The 14,100-nt window shown below is 66.6% G+C and carries 17 protein-coding genes; 11 read left to right on the top strand and 6 right to left on the bottom strand.

Going from position 1 to position 14,100, the window contains the following annotated elements; genetic code table 11:
* The first annotated feature begins 3 nt into the window (after positions 1-3).
* Both K244_RS22780 and K244_RS0115010 read left to right on the top strand, forming a co-directional pair.
* Positions 4-2,514: a TIGR02594 family protein gene (locus K244_RS22780; RefSeq protein WP_020187099.1), complete on the top strand. Its 2,511-nt coding sequence runs from the start codon at positions 4-6 to the stop codon at positions 2,512-2,514.
* Between the two features lie 178 nt (positions 2,515-2,692).
* Entirely contained in the window at positions 2,693-3,172 is a 480-nt protein-coding gene (locus K244_RS0115010) for a hypothetical protein (RefSeq protein ID WP_020187098.1), read from the top strand.
* Between the two features lie 473 nt (positions 3,173-3,645).
* On the opposite strand, the gene K244_RS0115005 is transcribed toward K244_RS0115010, so the two are convergent.
* Entirely contained in the window at positions 3,646-3,864 is a 219-nt protein-coding gene (locus K244_RS0115005) for a hypothetical protein (protein WP_020187097.1), read from the bottom strand.
* A gap of 461 nt (positions 3,865-4,325) precedes the next feature.
* Between K244_RS0115005 and K244_RS0115000 the strand changes: the two genes are divergently transcribed.
* The 8 genes from K244_RS0115000 to poxB all read left to right on the top strand — a co-directional run bounded on the left by K244_RS0115000 (position 4,326) and on the right by poxB (position 9,679).
* Positions 4,326-4,631, top strand: a complete 306-nt coding sequence (locus K244_RS0115000; RefSeq protein WP_020187096.1) for a hypothetical protein — start codon at positions 4,326-4,328, stop codon at positions 4,629-4,631.
* Positions 4,632-4,872: 241 nt separating this feature from the next.
* Positions 4,873-5,301, top strand: coding sequence for a hypothetical protein (locus K244_RS0114995; protein ID WP_020187095.1), 429 nt, complete (start codon positions 4,873-4,875; stop codon positions 5,299-5,301).
* 111 nt (positions 5,302-5,412) lie between these two features.
* Positions 5,413-5,619, top strand: a complete 207-nt coding sequence (locus K244_RS0114990; RefSeq protein WP_020187094.1) for a hypothetical protein — start codon at positions 5,413-5,415, stop codon at positions 5,617-5,619.
* Positions 5,616-5,942 (top strand): hypothetical protein, encoded by a 327-nt coding sequence (locus K244_RS0114985; protein WP_020187093.1) that lies wholly within the window; start codon positions 5,616-5,618, stop codon positions 5,940-5,942. Before K244_RS0114990 ends, K244_RS0114985 begins: the two co-directional genes overlap by 4 nt.
* Before the next feature lie 74 nt (positions 5,943-6,016).
* Positions 6,017-6,907, top strand: a complete 891-nt coding sequence (locus tag K244_RS23195; protein WP_081761492.1) for an HNH endonuclease — start codon at positions 6,017-6,019, stop codon at positions 6,905-6,907.
* 377 nt (positions 6,908-7,284) lie between these two features.
* Positions 7,285-7,533: a hypothetical protein gene (locus K244_RS0114980; RefSeq protein ID WP_024816529.1), complete on the top strand. Its 249-nt coding sequence runs from the start codon at positions 7,285-7,287 to the stop codon at positions 7,531-7,533.
* Positions 7,530-7,763, top strand: coding sequence for a hypothetical protein (locus K244_RS0114975; RefSeq protein WP_020187091.1), 234 nt, complete (start codon positions 7,530-7,532; stop codon positions 7,761-7,763). The genes K244_RS0114980 and K244_RS0114975 overlap by 4 nt, the downstream gene beginning before the upstream one ends.
* Before the next feature lie 191 nt (positions 7,764-7,954).
* Complete coding sequence (poxB, locus tag K244_RS0114970; protein ID WP_020187090.1) at positions 7,955-9,679, top strand: ubiquinone-dependent pyruvate dehydrogenase; 1,725 nt, start codon at positions 7,955-7,957, stop codon at positions 9,677-9,679.
* Positions 9,680-9,687: 8 nt separating this feature from the next.
* Here the strand turns inward: poxB and K244_RS0114965 are convergent, their stop codons facing one another.
* The 4 genes from K244_RS0114965 to K244_RS0114950 all read right to left on the bottom strand — a co-directional run bounded on the left by K244_RS0114965 (position 9,688) and on the right by K244_RS0114950 (position 11,822).
* Entirely contained in the window at positions 9,688-9,912 is a 225-nt protein-coding gene (locus K244_RS0114965) for a hypothetical protein (RefSeq protein WP_020187089.1), read from the bottom strand.
* Between the two features lie 120 nt (positions 9,913-10,032).
* The gene (locus tag K244_RS0114960; protein WP_020187088.1) at positions 10,033-10,242 is read right to left on the bottom strand and encodes a cold-shock protein; all 210 of its coding nucleotides are present in this window, start codon (positions 10,240-10,242) and stop codon (positions 10,033-10,035) included.
* A 277-nt stretch (positions 10,243-10,519) separates the two neighbouring features.
* Entirely contained in the window at positions 10,520-11,317 is a 798-nt protein-coding gene (locus tag K244_RS0114955) for a cell wall hydrolase (protein ID WP_020187087.1), read from the bottom strand.
* A gap of 106 nt (positions 11,318-11,423) precedes the next feature.
* The gene (locus tag K244_RS0114950; RefSeq protein WP_020187086.1) at positions 11,424-11,822 is read right to left on the bottom strand and encodes a DUF930 domain-containing protein; all 399 of its coding nucleotides are present in this window, start codon (positions 11,820-11,822) and stop codon (positions 11,424-11,426) included.
* A gap of 194 nt (positions 11,823-12,016) precedes the next feature.
* Here K244_RS0114950 and K244_RS0114945 point away from each other — a divergent pair, with 194 nt between their 5' ends.
* A complete protein-coding gene (locus K244_RS0114945; protein WP_020187085.1) occupies positions 12,017-13,264 on the top strand; it encodes a GGDEF domain-containing protein in 1,248 nt (415 codons plus the stop codon).
* Positions 13,265-13,279: 15 nt separating this feature from the next.
* On the opposite strand, the gene ubiG is transcribed toward K244_RS0114945, so the two are convergent.
* On the bottom strand, positions 13,280-14,023 hold the full coding sequence (gene ubiG, locus K244_RS0114940; RefSeq protein WP_020187084.1) for a bifunctional 2-polyprenyl-6-hydroxyphenol methylase/3-demethylubiquinol 3-O-methyltransferase UbiG: 744 nt from the start codon (positions 14,021-14,023) through the stop codon (positions 13,280-13,282).
* Between the last annotated feature and the right edge of the window lie 77 nt (positions 14,024-14,100).

Genomic DNA, 14,100 nt, shown 5'->3' with positions numbered 1-14,100 from the left:
GAATTGGCTACGGAAGAACAGCGCCTTCTCGTCCTCGTAGACGCGCGCATTGACGGCCTCGAAAAGCAGCTCAAGAAGGCCGCCGTTACGTCGCAGCGGGGCTTCCGCGAAGTAGGCGACCACGCCGCCAACGCCCGCAAGCGGATCGAGGGCGACACCCGCGCCGCCGCCGAGAACGCGAACAGGGCGCTGGCGACGATCGGAGCGAAGGGCATCGACTTCGGCAAGGGCTTCGCGGCCGGCGCGCTGGCGGGCGGGCTCGCCGCCGTCACGGCCGCCGCCAAGACCGCGATCAGCAGTGTCGCCGAGCTGAAGCGCGAAGCCGAAAAGGCCGGCGTCGGCACGGCCGCGTTCCAAGAGCTGTCCTTCGCTGCCCGGCAGTCCGGCGTCAGTATCGACGCGCTCACGGACGGGCTGAAGGAGCTGAACATCCGAGGCGACGAATTCGCCCTCAACGGCGGGGGCTCCGGTGCGGAGGCTTTCAAGCGTCTCAGATACACGTCCGAAGAGTTGGGGCGGAAGCTAAAGGACCCGGCGGCGCTGTTCGTCGAGATCATCGGCCGGATCAAACAGCTCGACACCGCATCACGCATCCGCGTTTCCGACGAGATTTTCGGCGGCACCGGCGGCGAACAGTTCGTGCGCTTCCTCGATCAGGGCGCGGCCGGCATCACGCGCCTGCGCGAGGAAGCCCGCGCGACTGGCGTCGTCATCAAGGATGACGTGGTCGATAAGGCCGTGGAGCTGGACCGGAAGTTTCAGAAGCTCGTCGACATCGTCAGCGGCAACTTCAAGAGCGGCGTCGTCGAGATCGCCGGCTACATCGAGGATTGGGCCTCGGGCGTCGGCAGCTTCATCAGCATGCTCGAAGGCGGGCTCGCGTCGATCGGCAACAGCGTCGTCTTCCGCAAGCTGAACGATTGGTTCGGCGGCGACCCGGCCGCCGCCGGCCTCACCATGATCCCCCAGGGCGAAGGCGCGGACGTCGGCAGGGCTGTCGGCTCGCGCTTCGCGACCGCCATCGGCGCGCTCGATAAGCTCGGCAAGTCTGCCCGCGAGGCGTCGGGCAAGCTCGACGACATCACGCTGCCGCCGCAGGGCATGCCTGTCGGATCGGCCTCGGGCTCGATCTATGAGACCGCCAAGCGCTACAGCGGACTGACGGAGCGAGCGAACGACGGCGAAATCCGATCGCTGCTCAGCAAGACCGGACAGACCTTCTCTGGAGAGCTGCGCGAGTGGTGCGCCGACTTCGTGAACGCGATCCTCGCCGAGCGCGGGATCAAGGGCACCGGCTCGCGCGCCGCCCGCTCGTTCCTGTCCTACGGCGAGGAGACGACCAAGCCGCAGGCGGGCGACATCGTCATCCTGAAGCGCGGCTCGGGCGGACAGGGCCACGTCGGCTTCTTCGAGGGCTATGACGATCGGGGCCGCGTGAAGGTGCTCGGCGGCAACCAGTCCGAGGGCGTCAACACGCAGGCTTATGACGCCGACCGCGTGCTCGGCTTCCGCCGCCAGCCGCAGGCCGGCGACGACGTCACGGTGCGACTGAACACCGAGAAGACCGCCCGCACGCAGGCCGAACAGGCTGCCGATCGGCAGGCCGAAGCCGTGAAGCGCGTGACGGAGGCGCTCGGGCTCGAAGCCGACCAGCTCGGCAAGACCGAGCAGGAACAGAAGACGCTTCAGGCGTTGCAACAGGCGGGCGTCGACCTGCACTCGAAGGAGGGACAGGCCATCGCCGCCAAGGTCGCCGAGCTTTACCGGCTCAAGGCGGCTCAGGACCTCGTCGACAAAAAGCGCGAGGCGGGCGAGCAGCGCCTTCAGGAGCTCACCCGCACCCGGCGCGAGCTGGAGGGCATCGGCTTGAACGCCACGCAGGGGCTCGTCGCCGACCTTACGGCTGGCGTCTCGGCGGCGGACGCGTTCGGCAGCGCGTTGAAGCGCGTCGCCGATCAGCTTCTAGAGATGATCGTGCAACGCCTCTTCCAGAACGCGTTCGCCATGCCTCAAGGCCAGACCGGCGCTGGCGGCGGCTTCCTCGGCTTTCTTTCCAACCTGCTGACGTTCTCCGATGGCGGCTTCACCGGCGACGGCGGCAAATATGAGCCGGCCGGCATCGTGCATCGCGGCGAGTATGTCGTCTCGAAGGAGGCGACGCGGCGCATCGGCGTCGACAACCTCGAACGCCTGCACCGTAGCGCGAAGGGCTACGCCGATGGCGGCATCGTCGGCGCGCCGTCCTTCGTCCCGGCTGCGCTGCCGGCGTTACCCACTCCGATCATGCCGAGGCCGATAGCGCCCGCCGGCGCTGCTGCGCCGACCTCCAACGTCATCACCATGGCGCCGAGCATCACGGTCAACGCCAGCGGCGGCACGCTGGAGGAGAACGACGACCTCGCCAAGCGGATCGGCGCGGAAGTCGAAGGCCAGATGCGCGGTCTTGTAAATTCGGAACTGCTGAAGTCCCTGCGGCCGGGCGGTCTTCTGGACACGGCGCGCCGTCGCTACTGACCGACGACGCCCTCAGGAGCCCGTTCGCGGGCGTGTAGTGCCGGGGCTCCCCGTGGACCTTGGCACCCTATCAAGGCCGCTGGCGGGCTCGCCTGCGGCGCAGAAGAATATACGACACCGCCATATTCACGCCCTCATCCTCCGTTTAAATGGACTACCGTTAAATAGAGGGTACCCCGTGACGACCGCCAGCCGCCCCCGCTCCACTGTCTCTCTGCACGCCAGCCGCATCGCGCAGATCAATCACCTCGCCGAAGTTCACGGCGTCTCGAACGCCGAGCTGATCGCCCGCTGGATCAACGCCGAGTTCGCCGCCGACGTGACGCTCGACCACACGCCCGGCTTCCGCCTCGCCCGCGCGGAGGGTGGCGCGCTGCGTCTGCTCGCTGGCGAGGACGAGACGCACGTCGTCGACTTCAGCGACGCCTCGAAGGCGCGCGCGCTGGCGATGATTATTCAGAACGTGCGCGACCGCGCCGACGACGGCGGGCACCGCCTTGCCGTCGAGGGCGGGCACACGTTCACCGTCGTTCGGAAGGGGCGAGGCTTCATCGTTCAAGTGAAGTCGCCCGACCGCGAGACGAAATTCACGATGACGACCGACCTCGCGACCGACATCGTCCGGCAGTTCCGCGCCGCGCTCGGCGAGGTGCACTGACCAAAAGGAAAGCCCTCGATCGCGCCAACGATCGAGGGCTCAGCAGTTCTCTCTTGCCCCTCAATCATACCACGATCCACGCGCCGAGCGCAGGCGAAACTGTGCTTGCGACGACGCTCGCGCCGGTGCGCGCACCGTCGAAAGTTCGGAAATTCGTAAATCGGCGGCACCGTTCGGACCTATTCCGCGACGGACGCTTTGCCCGTGATCGTCTTGGGACTCCGCTGCCGGCTCAGGAGGGCGCTCAGGACGTCGCTTCAGTAATAATAGATGTCGTCACCTCCATAGACGCCCTCTTAGCCTCCCTCGACACCCCCACGCTCACCACCACCAAGCCCAAGCGCACCAAGTCCCCGCAGCACTACAGCGACATCTTCCAAGGCCCGAGCCTCCGCAAAGACCCTACCACCGGCGCGCCCCGTGTCGTCCGCCATCGCACCCCCGCCCCGTGGGACGAGATCACCGAGGGCGAGCTACTGGACTGGCTGTATGCCGGCGCGCAGGCGCTCGGGACGCTCTGCGACTTCAGCCTGAACCTTCACCCTGACGTCGCCGCCAAGGCGCTCCATCAGCCCTCGGCGCTCGACTGGCTGCGCCGGCGCGTGGCGCACCACCTGAAGCGTGAGTTCGGGCAGACGATCCCCTTCGTCGTCGTGATCGAGGAAACGCAGGATGGCCGCCCGCATCTCCACGGGCTGCTGACGCTCCCGACCGACAAGCGGACCCGTGCGCGGGCGCGCAGGGCGCTCAGGAAGGCGGGCGGCGGCGGCATGCCGAAGATGGCGCAGGTTCGCCCCGACCCTGACGCCGGCTGGATCGCCTACGTCGCGAAGGACGTGCGCCTTGCCCGTCCCGGCCTGCGAGCGCTTCGCGATCGGTGCCGCGTGCTCCGAAGCCTCGGCTATCAGGGGAAGGCGATCAGCTACACCCAAGACGTCGGGCGCGAGGCCAAGCGTCTCTATGAGGCGTGGCGCAGCAATTACGCCCCGTCCCGGCGTGGACGAATTAACGAAAGCCAGAAAGGACGAAATAAAGATAAGTCTTTAGTGACTTACTTGCTGTCATCTACGTGTTTCTACGTAACCAAAATACGGTTGACGTCTTCAACGAACGGACTGATCAAAGCGTCATCACTCATCGGGGAACTACCGCAGTGCCTGACCTCTTCATTGATGACGCCGTCTATGACCAGCTTGTGGACGCCCTCGCCCCGCCGAGCTGGCAGAGCGCCGCGCGCGCCCTCGCTGGTGCCGGCGTGGAGCCCCGCCCGGAGCTGCTTGCAGCCGTGGTCGCCGCCGGCCTTGAGCCGTGCCCTGTCACCGGCGACTTCGACCGCGACGCGATCATGCGGGCGCTCGGCGAGGTGGGCGAAGTGTGGCCCGAGTCGATCCTTCCTGACGTCACCCGCGCCACGATCGAGCACCTGCGCCTGCAGGACGCCGCCTTGGCGGCTGCGTGACTCAGGGAGGGCCGAGGGCGGGCGTTCGGGACCTTCGGGCTCCCAACTGCCGGCCCGGCTGAAGCGGGCGCTGGCGAGTCCCTGAGGGCCTGCAAGAAAATCGGCTGACCCATCTTGCGCTCCACGCGTTGCATCTCATATACGTTGCATGAAATGCAACGACTGAGGAAACGAGATGGCCAAATCGTCGACTGAGCGAGCGCGTGAGCGCCGCGCTCGGCTGAAACAGACTAGGGCGACGATGCCCGACGCGGCGACCGACTACATCATCGGCGACTTCACCGCCTTCACGATGTCCGACGACGTGATCGACCTCGAAGAGCGGGGGCTATTCGACGCTCCCGGCCCGGCGTGGGCGAGGGCCGAAGAACTGCTTGCCGAAATCGGCGTGACGATCGGATGGCGAAGCGATTGGAAGGACGCAGAGCGCGCCGTCGAGAACTTGGCGGAGGCCGCCAGCTTGATCGCGGCCGTCGTCAACGCCTTCAAATGGCAGGAGATCAACGCCGCCATCGAGCGGCTGAAGGATGCGGACCTCACGGACCCGGCGGCGAAAGCGACCGCCCTCCGAGAGGCCGTGAAGCTCGACGCCATCAAGCGCGGGCTGACCAAGAGGACGCGCCGCGACTTCGAGGCGACGTCAGTCAAGGGCGAAGTCGGCTTGGACTGAGTCCCCACGAGAAACGACGCCGACCTTTCGGCCGGCGTCGTCCTGAAGCCTAGCAGACCTCAACCAGCCGCGAGCGTTGGCGCGCTGCGGCCAGCACCACGAGACTAAACGATGAGCTTTGAAATCTCGATCGAAACGAGCACCAAGCCTTCGGGCGGCGTCATCACCCATTTCGGAACGTATGAGGTGAGCGACGGCATGATCACGGTCCGCGAAAAGAGCACGGGCCGCACGAAGATGACGCAGCTCGGCGGAACGCCTGCGGAGACGCTTGCGAAGATGCTGCTGAGGGAAATCGTGCAGGAGGCTAGGGCGTGACCGCTCTCCCGCCCGCTGGCTTTCTGGCGGTTCTGACGCCCTCGCTGCGGCGTCAGAACCTTAAGGCGAGCGCGAAGCTCTTGGCCGTCGACCTCGCGCGTGCCGACGCGAAGATCATCCTCGATCCCGCGAACCGTGTGTGGCGGAATGAACGCACTGCGGCTTTGCAGAGGCGTCGCCGGCTTTGGGCCATGGCCGATCAATTCGGCGAACGGATCGGCCAGCCGCCTAAGAAGCTGTCGCCCGCCATGCTGCAGCTTGTGCGGGCTGCGCGCGATCAATATCGAAGCGATAGCTACGGAGTGCAGCCCGAGGCTGCCTAACGACGACAGACGCCCGCCTTGAAGGCGGGCGTTCCTGTATTCTCTGCCCCACGATCTCGCGAGCTAGGCAGCACATGTCGCACGGTCCTACACGTTATCCGTCGTTCGGCGCGTGCATCTATTGTGGAAAGGATGACGTCGAACTTACCGACGAGCACGTCATGCCCTTCGCGCTTGGCGGCGCGCACATTCTGGAAAGAGCAAGTTGTCGCGATTGCGCCAAGATGACTTCTCGTTTTGAGACAGCCGTGCTGCGGGGCATGTGGGGCGACGCTCGCGAGGCGTTCAATGCACCTAGCCGCCATAAAAAGAGGCGTAAGGGCTACATCGAAATGCCAGACCCTGACGATCCCTCATTGGTTCGTCAGATACCGAGCGCGCAGCATCCGGGACCTATGGTATTTTACAGGATCTCGCGGGCTGGAATACTGATAGGTGCGCCTGTGACACTCGACACTTCCGCATCATGGGAATTAGTTGTTATAGATGACAATCTACGTCTTAAAGCTTTAGAAAAATTATATCCAGGAAAGTTAACCTTTAAATTCCGACATTCACCTTATGAATTCGGAAGAATGATTGCGAAAATCGGCTACTGTCAAGTCTTGACGTCTCTTACACCAAACGATTTTCATCCATTTTGCCTGCCCTACATCATGGGCACAAAGCATAACGTTTCTTATATTGTTGGAGGTTCGACGGATGCTCAACAAGCTAATGATAAAAGCGGTTACGATTTATCGACGTTTGCATTCGGAACAATAGACCATCTATATTTATTAGCCAGCGTTAGATTGTTATCTAATACTCACGCACCCCAATATCATGTTGTTGTCGGTGATGTTATCGGGCGGGACGCTGTTGTAGCGGTAACTGAGAAGATTGGCCCCGCATCGGTTGAAGTTACGAAATTTGGGGCGTCAGCTAATCCCGAGCATTGGCAACCGTTAGTCTGGCCGCTCTAAGGCCTCAAGGAGGGGGTCGGATCGGCGATGCCGACGCCCCGCGCGGATATCACTTCCGCGGCGAGTGGCGACTTACAAAGATCGCCACTTACAAACTAACAAAACCCGTCCAGTCATACAACTAAGCCATTGAGATTACACAAACACATTTTGAAGTTGTGAATTCAATCCTCTCTCGCAGCACCAGCAAATCCCTTAATCATTCAACGGCTCCACGGCCCGGTTCTGGACCGGACGCTGTCCGACGCACGCTGGCGCAAGACTGGCCTGCGCGCTTCGCAAAGGCGAGTTGCGATGATCGCCGGAACGTCCATGCCTGGATACCGTTGTGACCCAGCAGCCCGTGAATGGTCGCGCTCTGCCGAGAGGAACGCACCATGTTCTCCACCTTCTACAAAATGGCGCTGCTCACCGCGGAGTGTCAGGAAGTGATCGGCCTGCGCGTGCTCAAGGTCGCGCGCGGCGGAACGGACGCCGTGGACGAAACCGCGCTGATGCTGTCCGAGAAGCTCGCCGCTGCGGGACGCAGCGGTTCGGCCCTGATGGCGGGAGGCTCCTTCAGCCAGATGATCGACGACTACCGCGCCATCGTGCAGGCGAACGCCCTTCGCCTGACGACGTTATGAAGAGCCTCGTCGCCCAGCCGCAGGACGATCTCGCGGCCTTCCGGGAGACGCTGGTCGAACGTCGCCGGCGCCATGTCCGGCGCTACGCCAAACTCGGCCTCCCCGGACTGCCCATCGCCGCCATGACGCGGCTAACGGAGATCCAGGCGGCGATCGACGCGGTGGATCGGGCGCAGGCCAACGAGCAGGCCGACGCGCCGCTGGGCCAGATCAACGCCGACGACGACTGAACGCGCCGGACGCCTCCCAAGACAGCCCGGCGGACGATGTCTGACCTGACGGGCCGACAGGCGATCGCTGCGAGACGCTCCGGTGTCGTACGGCGACCGGGCTCCGTCGCCCCGCGCAAGGCTGCCCTGAGGGAACCGTCGCGCTGCGGCGCGCCTATCCCCACGAGCCGTCAGACCGAAGGACGCCGCCCGTGAGCCAGACCATCGCCGACCTGCTTGTCGCAACGCTCGCCAACGCGGGCGTGAAGCGAATCTGGGGCGTGACGGGCGACAGCCTGAACGCCATGAACGACAGCCTGCGGCGGCTGAAGACCATCGAGTGGATGCACGTCCGCCACGAGGAGGTCGCGGCCTTCGCGGCCGGCGCGGAGGCCGCCGTCACCGGCGAGCTCGCGGTCTGCGCCGGCAGCTGCGGCCCGGGCAACCTCCACCTGATCAACGGCCTTTACGACTGCCAGCGCAACCACGCGCCGGTGCTCGCGATTGCGGCGCACATTCCCTCCAGCGAGATCGGGCTGGAGTACTTCCAGGAGACGCGGCCGACCGAGCTCTTCCGCGAGTGCAGCGTGTTCTGCGAGATGGTGCAGGACCCGCGCCAGATGCCGGAAATTCTGCACCGGGCGCTGCGCACGGCGATCGGCCGCAAGGGCGTTGCGGTGCTGGTGATTCCCGGCGACATCGCGCTGAAGCCGGCGCCGGACGCCGCGCGCGCCGACTGGCCGCGGCTGTCGGAGCCCCGGCTGCTGCCGAACCTCGCCGACGTCGACGCGCTCGCGGATCTGCTGAACGGCTCCGACAAGGTGACGCTGCTTTGCGGCGCCGGCTGCGCGGGCGCGCATGACGAGGTGGTGGGCCTCGCGGACGCGCTCGGCGCGCCGATCGTCCACGCGCTGCGGGGCAAGGAGCACGTCGAATGGGCGAACCCCTTCGACGTCGGCATGACCGGGTTGATCGGCTTCTCGTCCGGCTACCACGCCATGATGGACTGCGACACGCTGCTGATGCTCGGCAGCGACTTTCCCTACCGCAACTTCTATCCGCCGAAGGCGAAGATCGTGCAGGTCGACAGCGACCCCGGCGCCCTGGGCCGGCGGGCGCAGCTCGCGCTCGGCGTCGTGGGCGACGTGAAGGCTACCATCGGCGAGCTGCTGCCCCGTCTTGGGAGCGGCCGCAGCCGCGCGTTTCTGTACCAGGCGCTCAAGCATTACGCCGACGCGCGGAAGGGGCTGGACGATCTCGCGGAGCCCGCGGGCAAGGGCAAGCCCCTGCACCCGCAGTACGTGGCGAAGGTCATCGACCGGCTCGCCGCGGACGACGCCGTCTTCACCGTGGACGTCGGCACGCCGACGGTCTGGGCCGCGCGCTATCTCACGATGAACGGGAAGCGGCGGATCGTCGGTTCGTTCCGCCACGGCTCGATGGCGAACGCCATGCCGCAGGCGCTCGGCGCGCAGGCGGCGCACCCCGCCCGGCAGGTGATCTCGCTGTCCGGCGACGGCGGCTTCGCGATGCTGATGGGGGACGTACTCTCGGCGCGGCAGCTCAAGCTGCCGATCAAGATCGTCGTCTTCAACAACGGCTCGCTCGGCTTCGTCGAGATGGAGATGAAGGCGGCGGGCTACCTCGACACCAACGTCGCGCTGGACAATCCGGACTTCGCCGCGCTGGCCGAGAGCGCCGGGCTGAAGGGATTTCGCGTGACGTCGTCCGAGGAGCTCGAGGGCGCGCTGTCGGCGGCCTTCGCGCACGACGGGCCCGCGCTCGTGGACGTGGCCGTCGCGCGGCAGGAGCTGTCGATCCCGCCGAAAATCGAGCTGGAGCAGGCGAAGGGCTTCAGCCTTTATATGCTGAAAGCGATCATCAACGGCCGCGGCGACGAGGTCCTGGAACTCGCCTCCACCAATCTGTTCCGTTAGCCGGAAGCTCAGGCCGCGGAGGCCGCGCGCTTGCGGGTCTTCTTCACGACCGGCGGGGGCGCGGCGGCCTGCTCGGCGGCGTCCCGCTCCATCCGCGCCAGGCGCAGACGTTCGGTCTTGGCGTCCTGCTGCGCGCGATCGCGGTCGATGATCTCGCGCGCCGCGCGGGTGGTGGCGTCGCCCTTCATCTCGGCTTTCGACGCCTTGAACAGCGTCTCCTTGGTGACCTGCATGGCCGCCCTCCTAAGAACCTCTGAAAACAAAAAAGGCCGGGCGTGACGCCCGACCTTTCAACGCTTGGCCGTCACGGGCCGCGCCAGTACATCCGTGGTCGCGGACCGAAGCGACGTAAATCACGCGGCCTGAAGGTTCTCGGCAGCGCTCTTGCCCGAGCGGTTGTCGCGAACGACTTCGAAGCTGAGCTTCTGCCCCTCGACGATCGTGTGCAGACCAGCGCGCTCGACGGCCGAAATGTGAACGAACACATCCGTTGCGCCGTCGTCCGGCTGAATGAATCCGTAGCCCTTCTGGACGTTGAAAAACTTCACGGTGCCAGTCGCCATAACGATCTCCTTTTTCGTTGGCGTGAATCATCGCGTCTCGAAACGAGCGAAACGCACGTACCATCGATTTTGAGAGGAAGATCGTGCAGGCGCAGAAAGCGCAAAACAAAATTCAACGAACAAGATCGATGGCGAAAACATAGCCCTTTAGCGAGGAAAGCGCAAGGCAATGCGAATTGCTTGGCGCGGCGCGCTGAAAACAGAGCGCGGTGAGGACGAGGCGGGCGTTGTTCTGCGCCACATCCGAGCCTCGAGCGCGCGCGCGAACGCCGTGGCGTCAGCGCGCCGCGACTGGCTCGGCGAAGGCCGCTGCGGCCGCCGCCGGCGTCGGGGCGAAGGCGGGCGGCGGATCGAACGCGGGGAAGGCGGGCGCCGCCGCGATCTCGGTGCGGGCGGGAGCCGCCGCGCGGACCACATGGGTCTCGACGCGGATCGGCGCCTCGGGGCGAGCGGCGGTCTCGACGCGGGCCGGGGTCTCCGCCGGCTCGTCCCGCGAGATCAGCGCCGCGACCACGATCGGCTTCGCTTCGGCGGTCGGATCCGCCTTGGCGTAGGCGAGCGCAAGGCTGCGCGAACGGGCGTTCTCGCGGGCCTGGGCGATGCTGTCGACGCTGCGCTTCTCGTAGAAGGCGTTGCCGCCGGCCACGAGCACGTAGCGCATGTTGGGGTAGGGGAACCTGAGGCCGGCGGTGTGGAAGAACATCGCGCCGCGGACGCCCGGATGGCGCTTGCCGGCGGCGACCTGCTCGGCCACGCGTCGGGCGCGCTCGGCGCCGCTGTCGTCCATGCTGCGGGTCATGACGCCGGGGGCGAACTGGCCCTTCTGGCCGACGACGTCGCAGTAGCTGGCGCCGTACTTTCCCGACTTGAGGCGGTTCTGGACCACCGTGCCGACGGCGAGCATGCCCTCGTCGCTGCCCCGATGGGATTCGAAATACATGGCTCGCGCGAGGCAGTCCCGTTCGCCTCCGTTGAGGCTCACTTTCACGATCTGCGGCTTCGGGTGCTGCGCGCAGCCGACCGCGCCAAAGGCAGCGGCGGCGACGACGCCAGCGCGGAATGCGCGCTTCGTCATGCCGGGTGGTCCCCCCTCAAATGCAGGCCCGCCAGAGGCGGGGCCCACGACCCTTGATGACCGTTAAAGGACGCCGGGATGGTTATCAATCCGTTAACGGCCGGCGTCACTGCGGAACGAGCTGGTGGTCCTCCCATTCCGAACGCGGGATTTCGGCCCCGAGTGTGAAGCTCAGCGACAGCACGTCGAGGCCGTCCGGCGTGGTGCGGCAGACATAAGACAAGCGGTACCAGGCGTTTCCGCTGCGCACCGCGGCCCCCGGCGCATGCACCACGTCGCCCTTCACCTCGCTGTCCTTGAAGGCGTAGGCGACCAGCTCGTCGGGACGCATCGCGCGGTCGGCGCGGCTGATCTCACCCATCGCGCGGGCGTTGCAGCGCTGCTCGATCCGCGTGTCGAGATCGAGCGCGAGCATCTGGTCGGCGACCGATTTCGCCGCGTGCGCGGCGCCGGGAAGAGCCAACGCGCCGACGAGGCCGGCGGCGAAGCGGAACGAACATGTCATGCGGCGACTCTCGGCGGCGGAAGAACACAAGGCGCGCGGCCAGCGATCGAAGCTGAGCGCGGCGTCTAGCACGCGGGCCGTTGATCGGGCGATCCCCTTTTCACGAGGCGCGGACTTGCGCCGCGGCCGCGTTCGGCCAATGAAAAACGCGGCGGTCGTCTCCGCCGTCCCCACGCCCGAGATCCCCTGCGCACATGAACGGCGTTCTGCTCCTGTCGCTTCAGGCCCTGGTGTACTTCGCGGTCATGGCCGCGCTGCTCCGGGCCCGGTTCGCCTACGGCGTCGGCCTGTTCGTCTGCGCGCTCGGGGTGATGCACTTCCTCGAGACCTATCTCGCGGCCGTGTTCTTCATCGAGCTGCCGTTCGGCCTGCTCTCGCCCGGCTCGACCGTGCTGTTCTCCGGCAAGCTGATGATGTTCCTGCTGCTCTACATCCGCGAGGACGCGGAGACGGCGCGGCAGCCGATCTACGGACTGATGATCGGCAACCTGCTGCTGGTGGCGCTGGCGTTGATCCTGCGGCAGCACGAGACGCTGGCGCCGCTGCCCGGCTACCAGGCCGACCTGCGTTTTATCGACCAGATCGGCGTGCTCATGATCTGGGGCACCCTGCTGCTGTTCGTCGACATCATCGCGCTGATCCTGGTGTTCGAACGGCTGATGCGGCTGTTCCGGCGTCAGGCCTTCCCGGCGCTTCTCGTCAGTTCGGCGCTGGTCCTGACCTTCGACCAGCTCGCGTTCTTCCCGGTGCTGCACTGGGTCACGGGCATCCCCTTCAGCGCGCTCGGCGGCGGCTGGGCCGCGAAGATGGGGGCGGCCGCGGTCTACAGCGTCTTCATCGCGATCTACCTGCGCTATGTGGAGCCGACCGAGCGTCCGGCCTTCGCGCGCCGCCGGATCTGGGACGTGTTCGACGCCCTGACCTACCGCACGCGCTACGAGGACCTGCTGGCGCGCGCCGCGGTCGATCCGCTGACCGGCGCCGCCACCCGAAGCGCCTTCGAGGACCTGCGGCGCAAGCGGCTGGAGCGCCGCCGGATCGACCCCTGGCCGGTGAGCCTTGCGATGGTGGACGTCGACCATTTCAAGCAGGCGAACGACCGGTTCGGCCATGAAGCCGGCGACGAGATCCTCGCCGCCGTTGGACGGGCGCTGATCGGCGCGGTGCGGGCGGGAGACCGCGTGTTCCGCTACGGCGGCGAAGAGTTCGTCGTCGTGGCCGAACGGCTCGACGCCGCCGCCGCCGCGGCGCTCGGCGAGCGGCTGCGCGCCGCCGTCGCCGACGCCTTCGTCGGGACGCCCGACCGCCGCGTGACGATCAGCGTGGGCGTCGCGACCTCGACGCCGGGCGTCGGAGACCTGATGGCGACGCTGCGGAAGGCGGACGCGCGGCTTTACGAGGCCAAGCGCGCGGGCCGCGACACCGTGGTCGCCGGGGCCTGAGCGGGCGCGTCCGGTTCAGCTTTTGCCGGCGGCGAGCGTGTAGTTCACCAGCGTGTCGTCGCTCACGCCCCAGCTGTTCTTGAGCGGGTTAAACTTGATGCCGCGCAGGTCCGTGGGCTCCAGTCCGGCCGCCCGGGCCGCCGCCGAGAGCTCGTCGGGCGTGACGAACTTCTCGTAGGAATGCGTGCCCCGCGGCAGCCAGCGCAGCACGTATTCGGCGGCGACGATCGCCAGGGCGTGGGCGAGGGGGGTGCGGTTCAGCGTCGAGAACAGCGCGAGGCCGCCGGGGCGAACAAGGTCCGCGAGCGCCGCGACGAAGGCGGGCACGTCGTTCACGTGCTCGATCACCTCGGAGGCCACCACGACGTCGAAGCTCTCGCCGTTGGCCAGAAGTTCTTCGGCGGCGGCCGCCCGGTAGGCGATCGCAAGGCCCTGTTCGGCGGCGTGGGCCGCGGCCACGGGGATCAGCTCGGGCGCCGGATCGACCCCGGTCACCTCGGCGCCGAGGCGCGCGAGCGGCTCCGCCAGCACGCCCGCGCCGCAACCGACGTCGAGCAGCCGCAAACCCTCGAGCGGCCGTACGGCGGAGGCGTCGCGGCGGAAGCGGGCGCAGATGGCGTCCCGGAAGATGGCGACGCGGGCGGGGTTGAATTTGTGCAAGGGCTTCATCGGCCCGTCGAGGTCCCACCAGCGCTGGGCCAGCGCGTCGAAGCGCGCCACCTCGTCGCGGTCGAGGCTTGCGGCGTGGGGCGTCGTCATCGGGCGTCGTCTCCGGCGTTGTGTCGGCTCGGGGTCGCGGCTATCTATACGCGCCTTTTTCGTCGGCGGACCCAGCC

This window comes from Methylopila sp. 73B (genome assembly GCF_000526315.1).
Lineage (GTDB): Bacteria > Pseudomonadota > Alphaproteobacteria > Rhizobiales > Methylopilaceae > Methylopila.
This window is presented reverse-complemented; position numbering and strand designations above follow the sequence as displayed.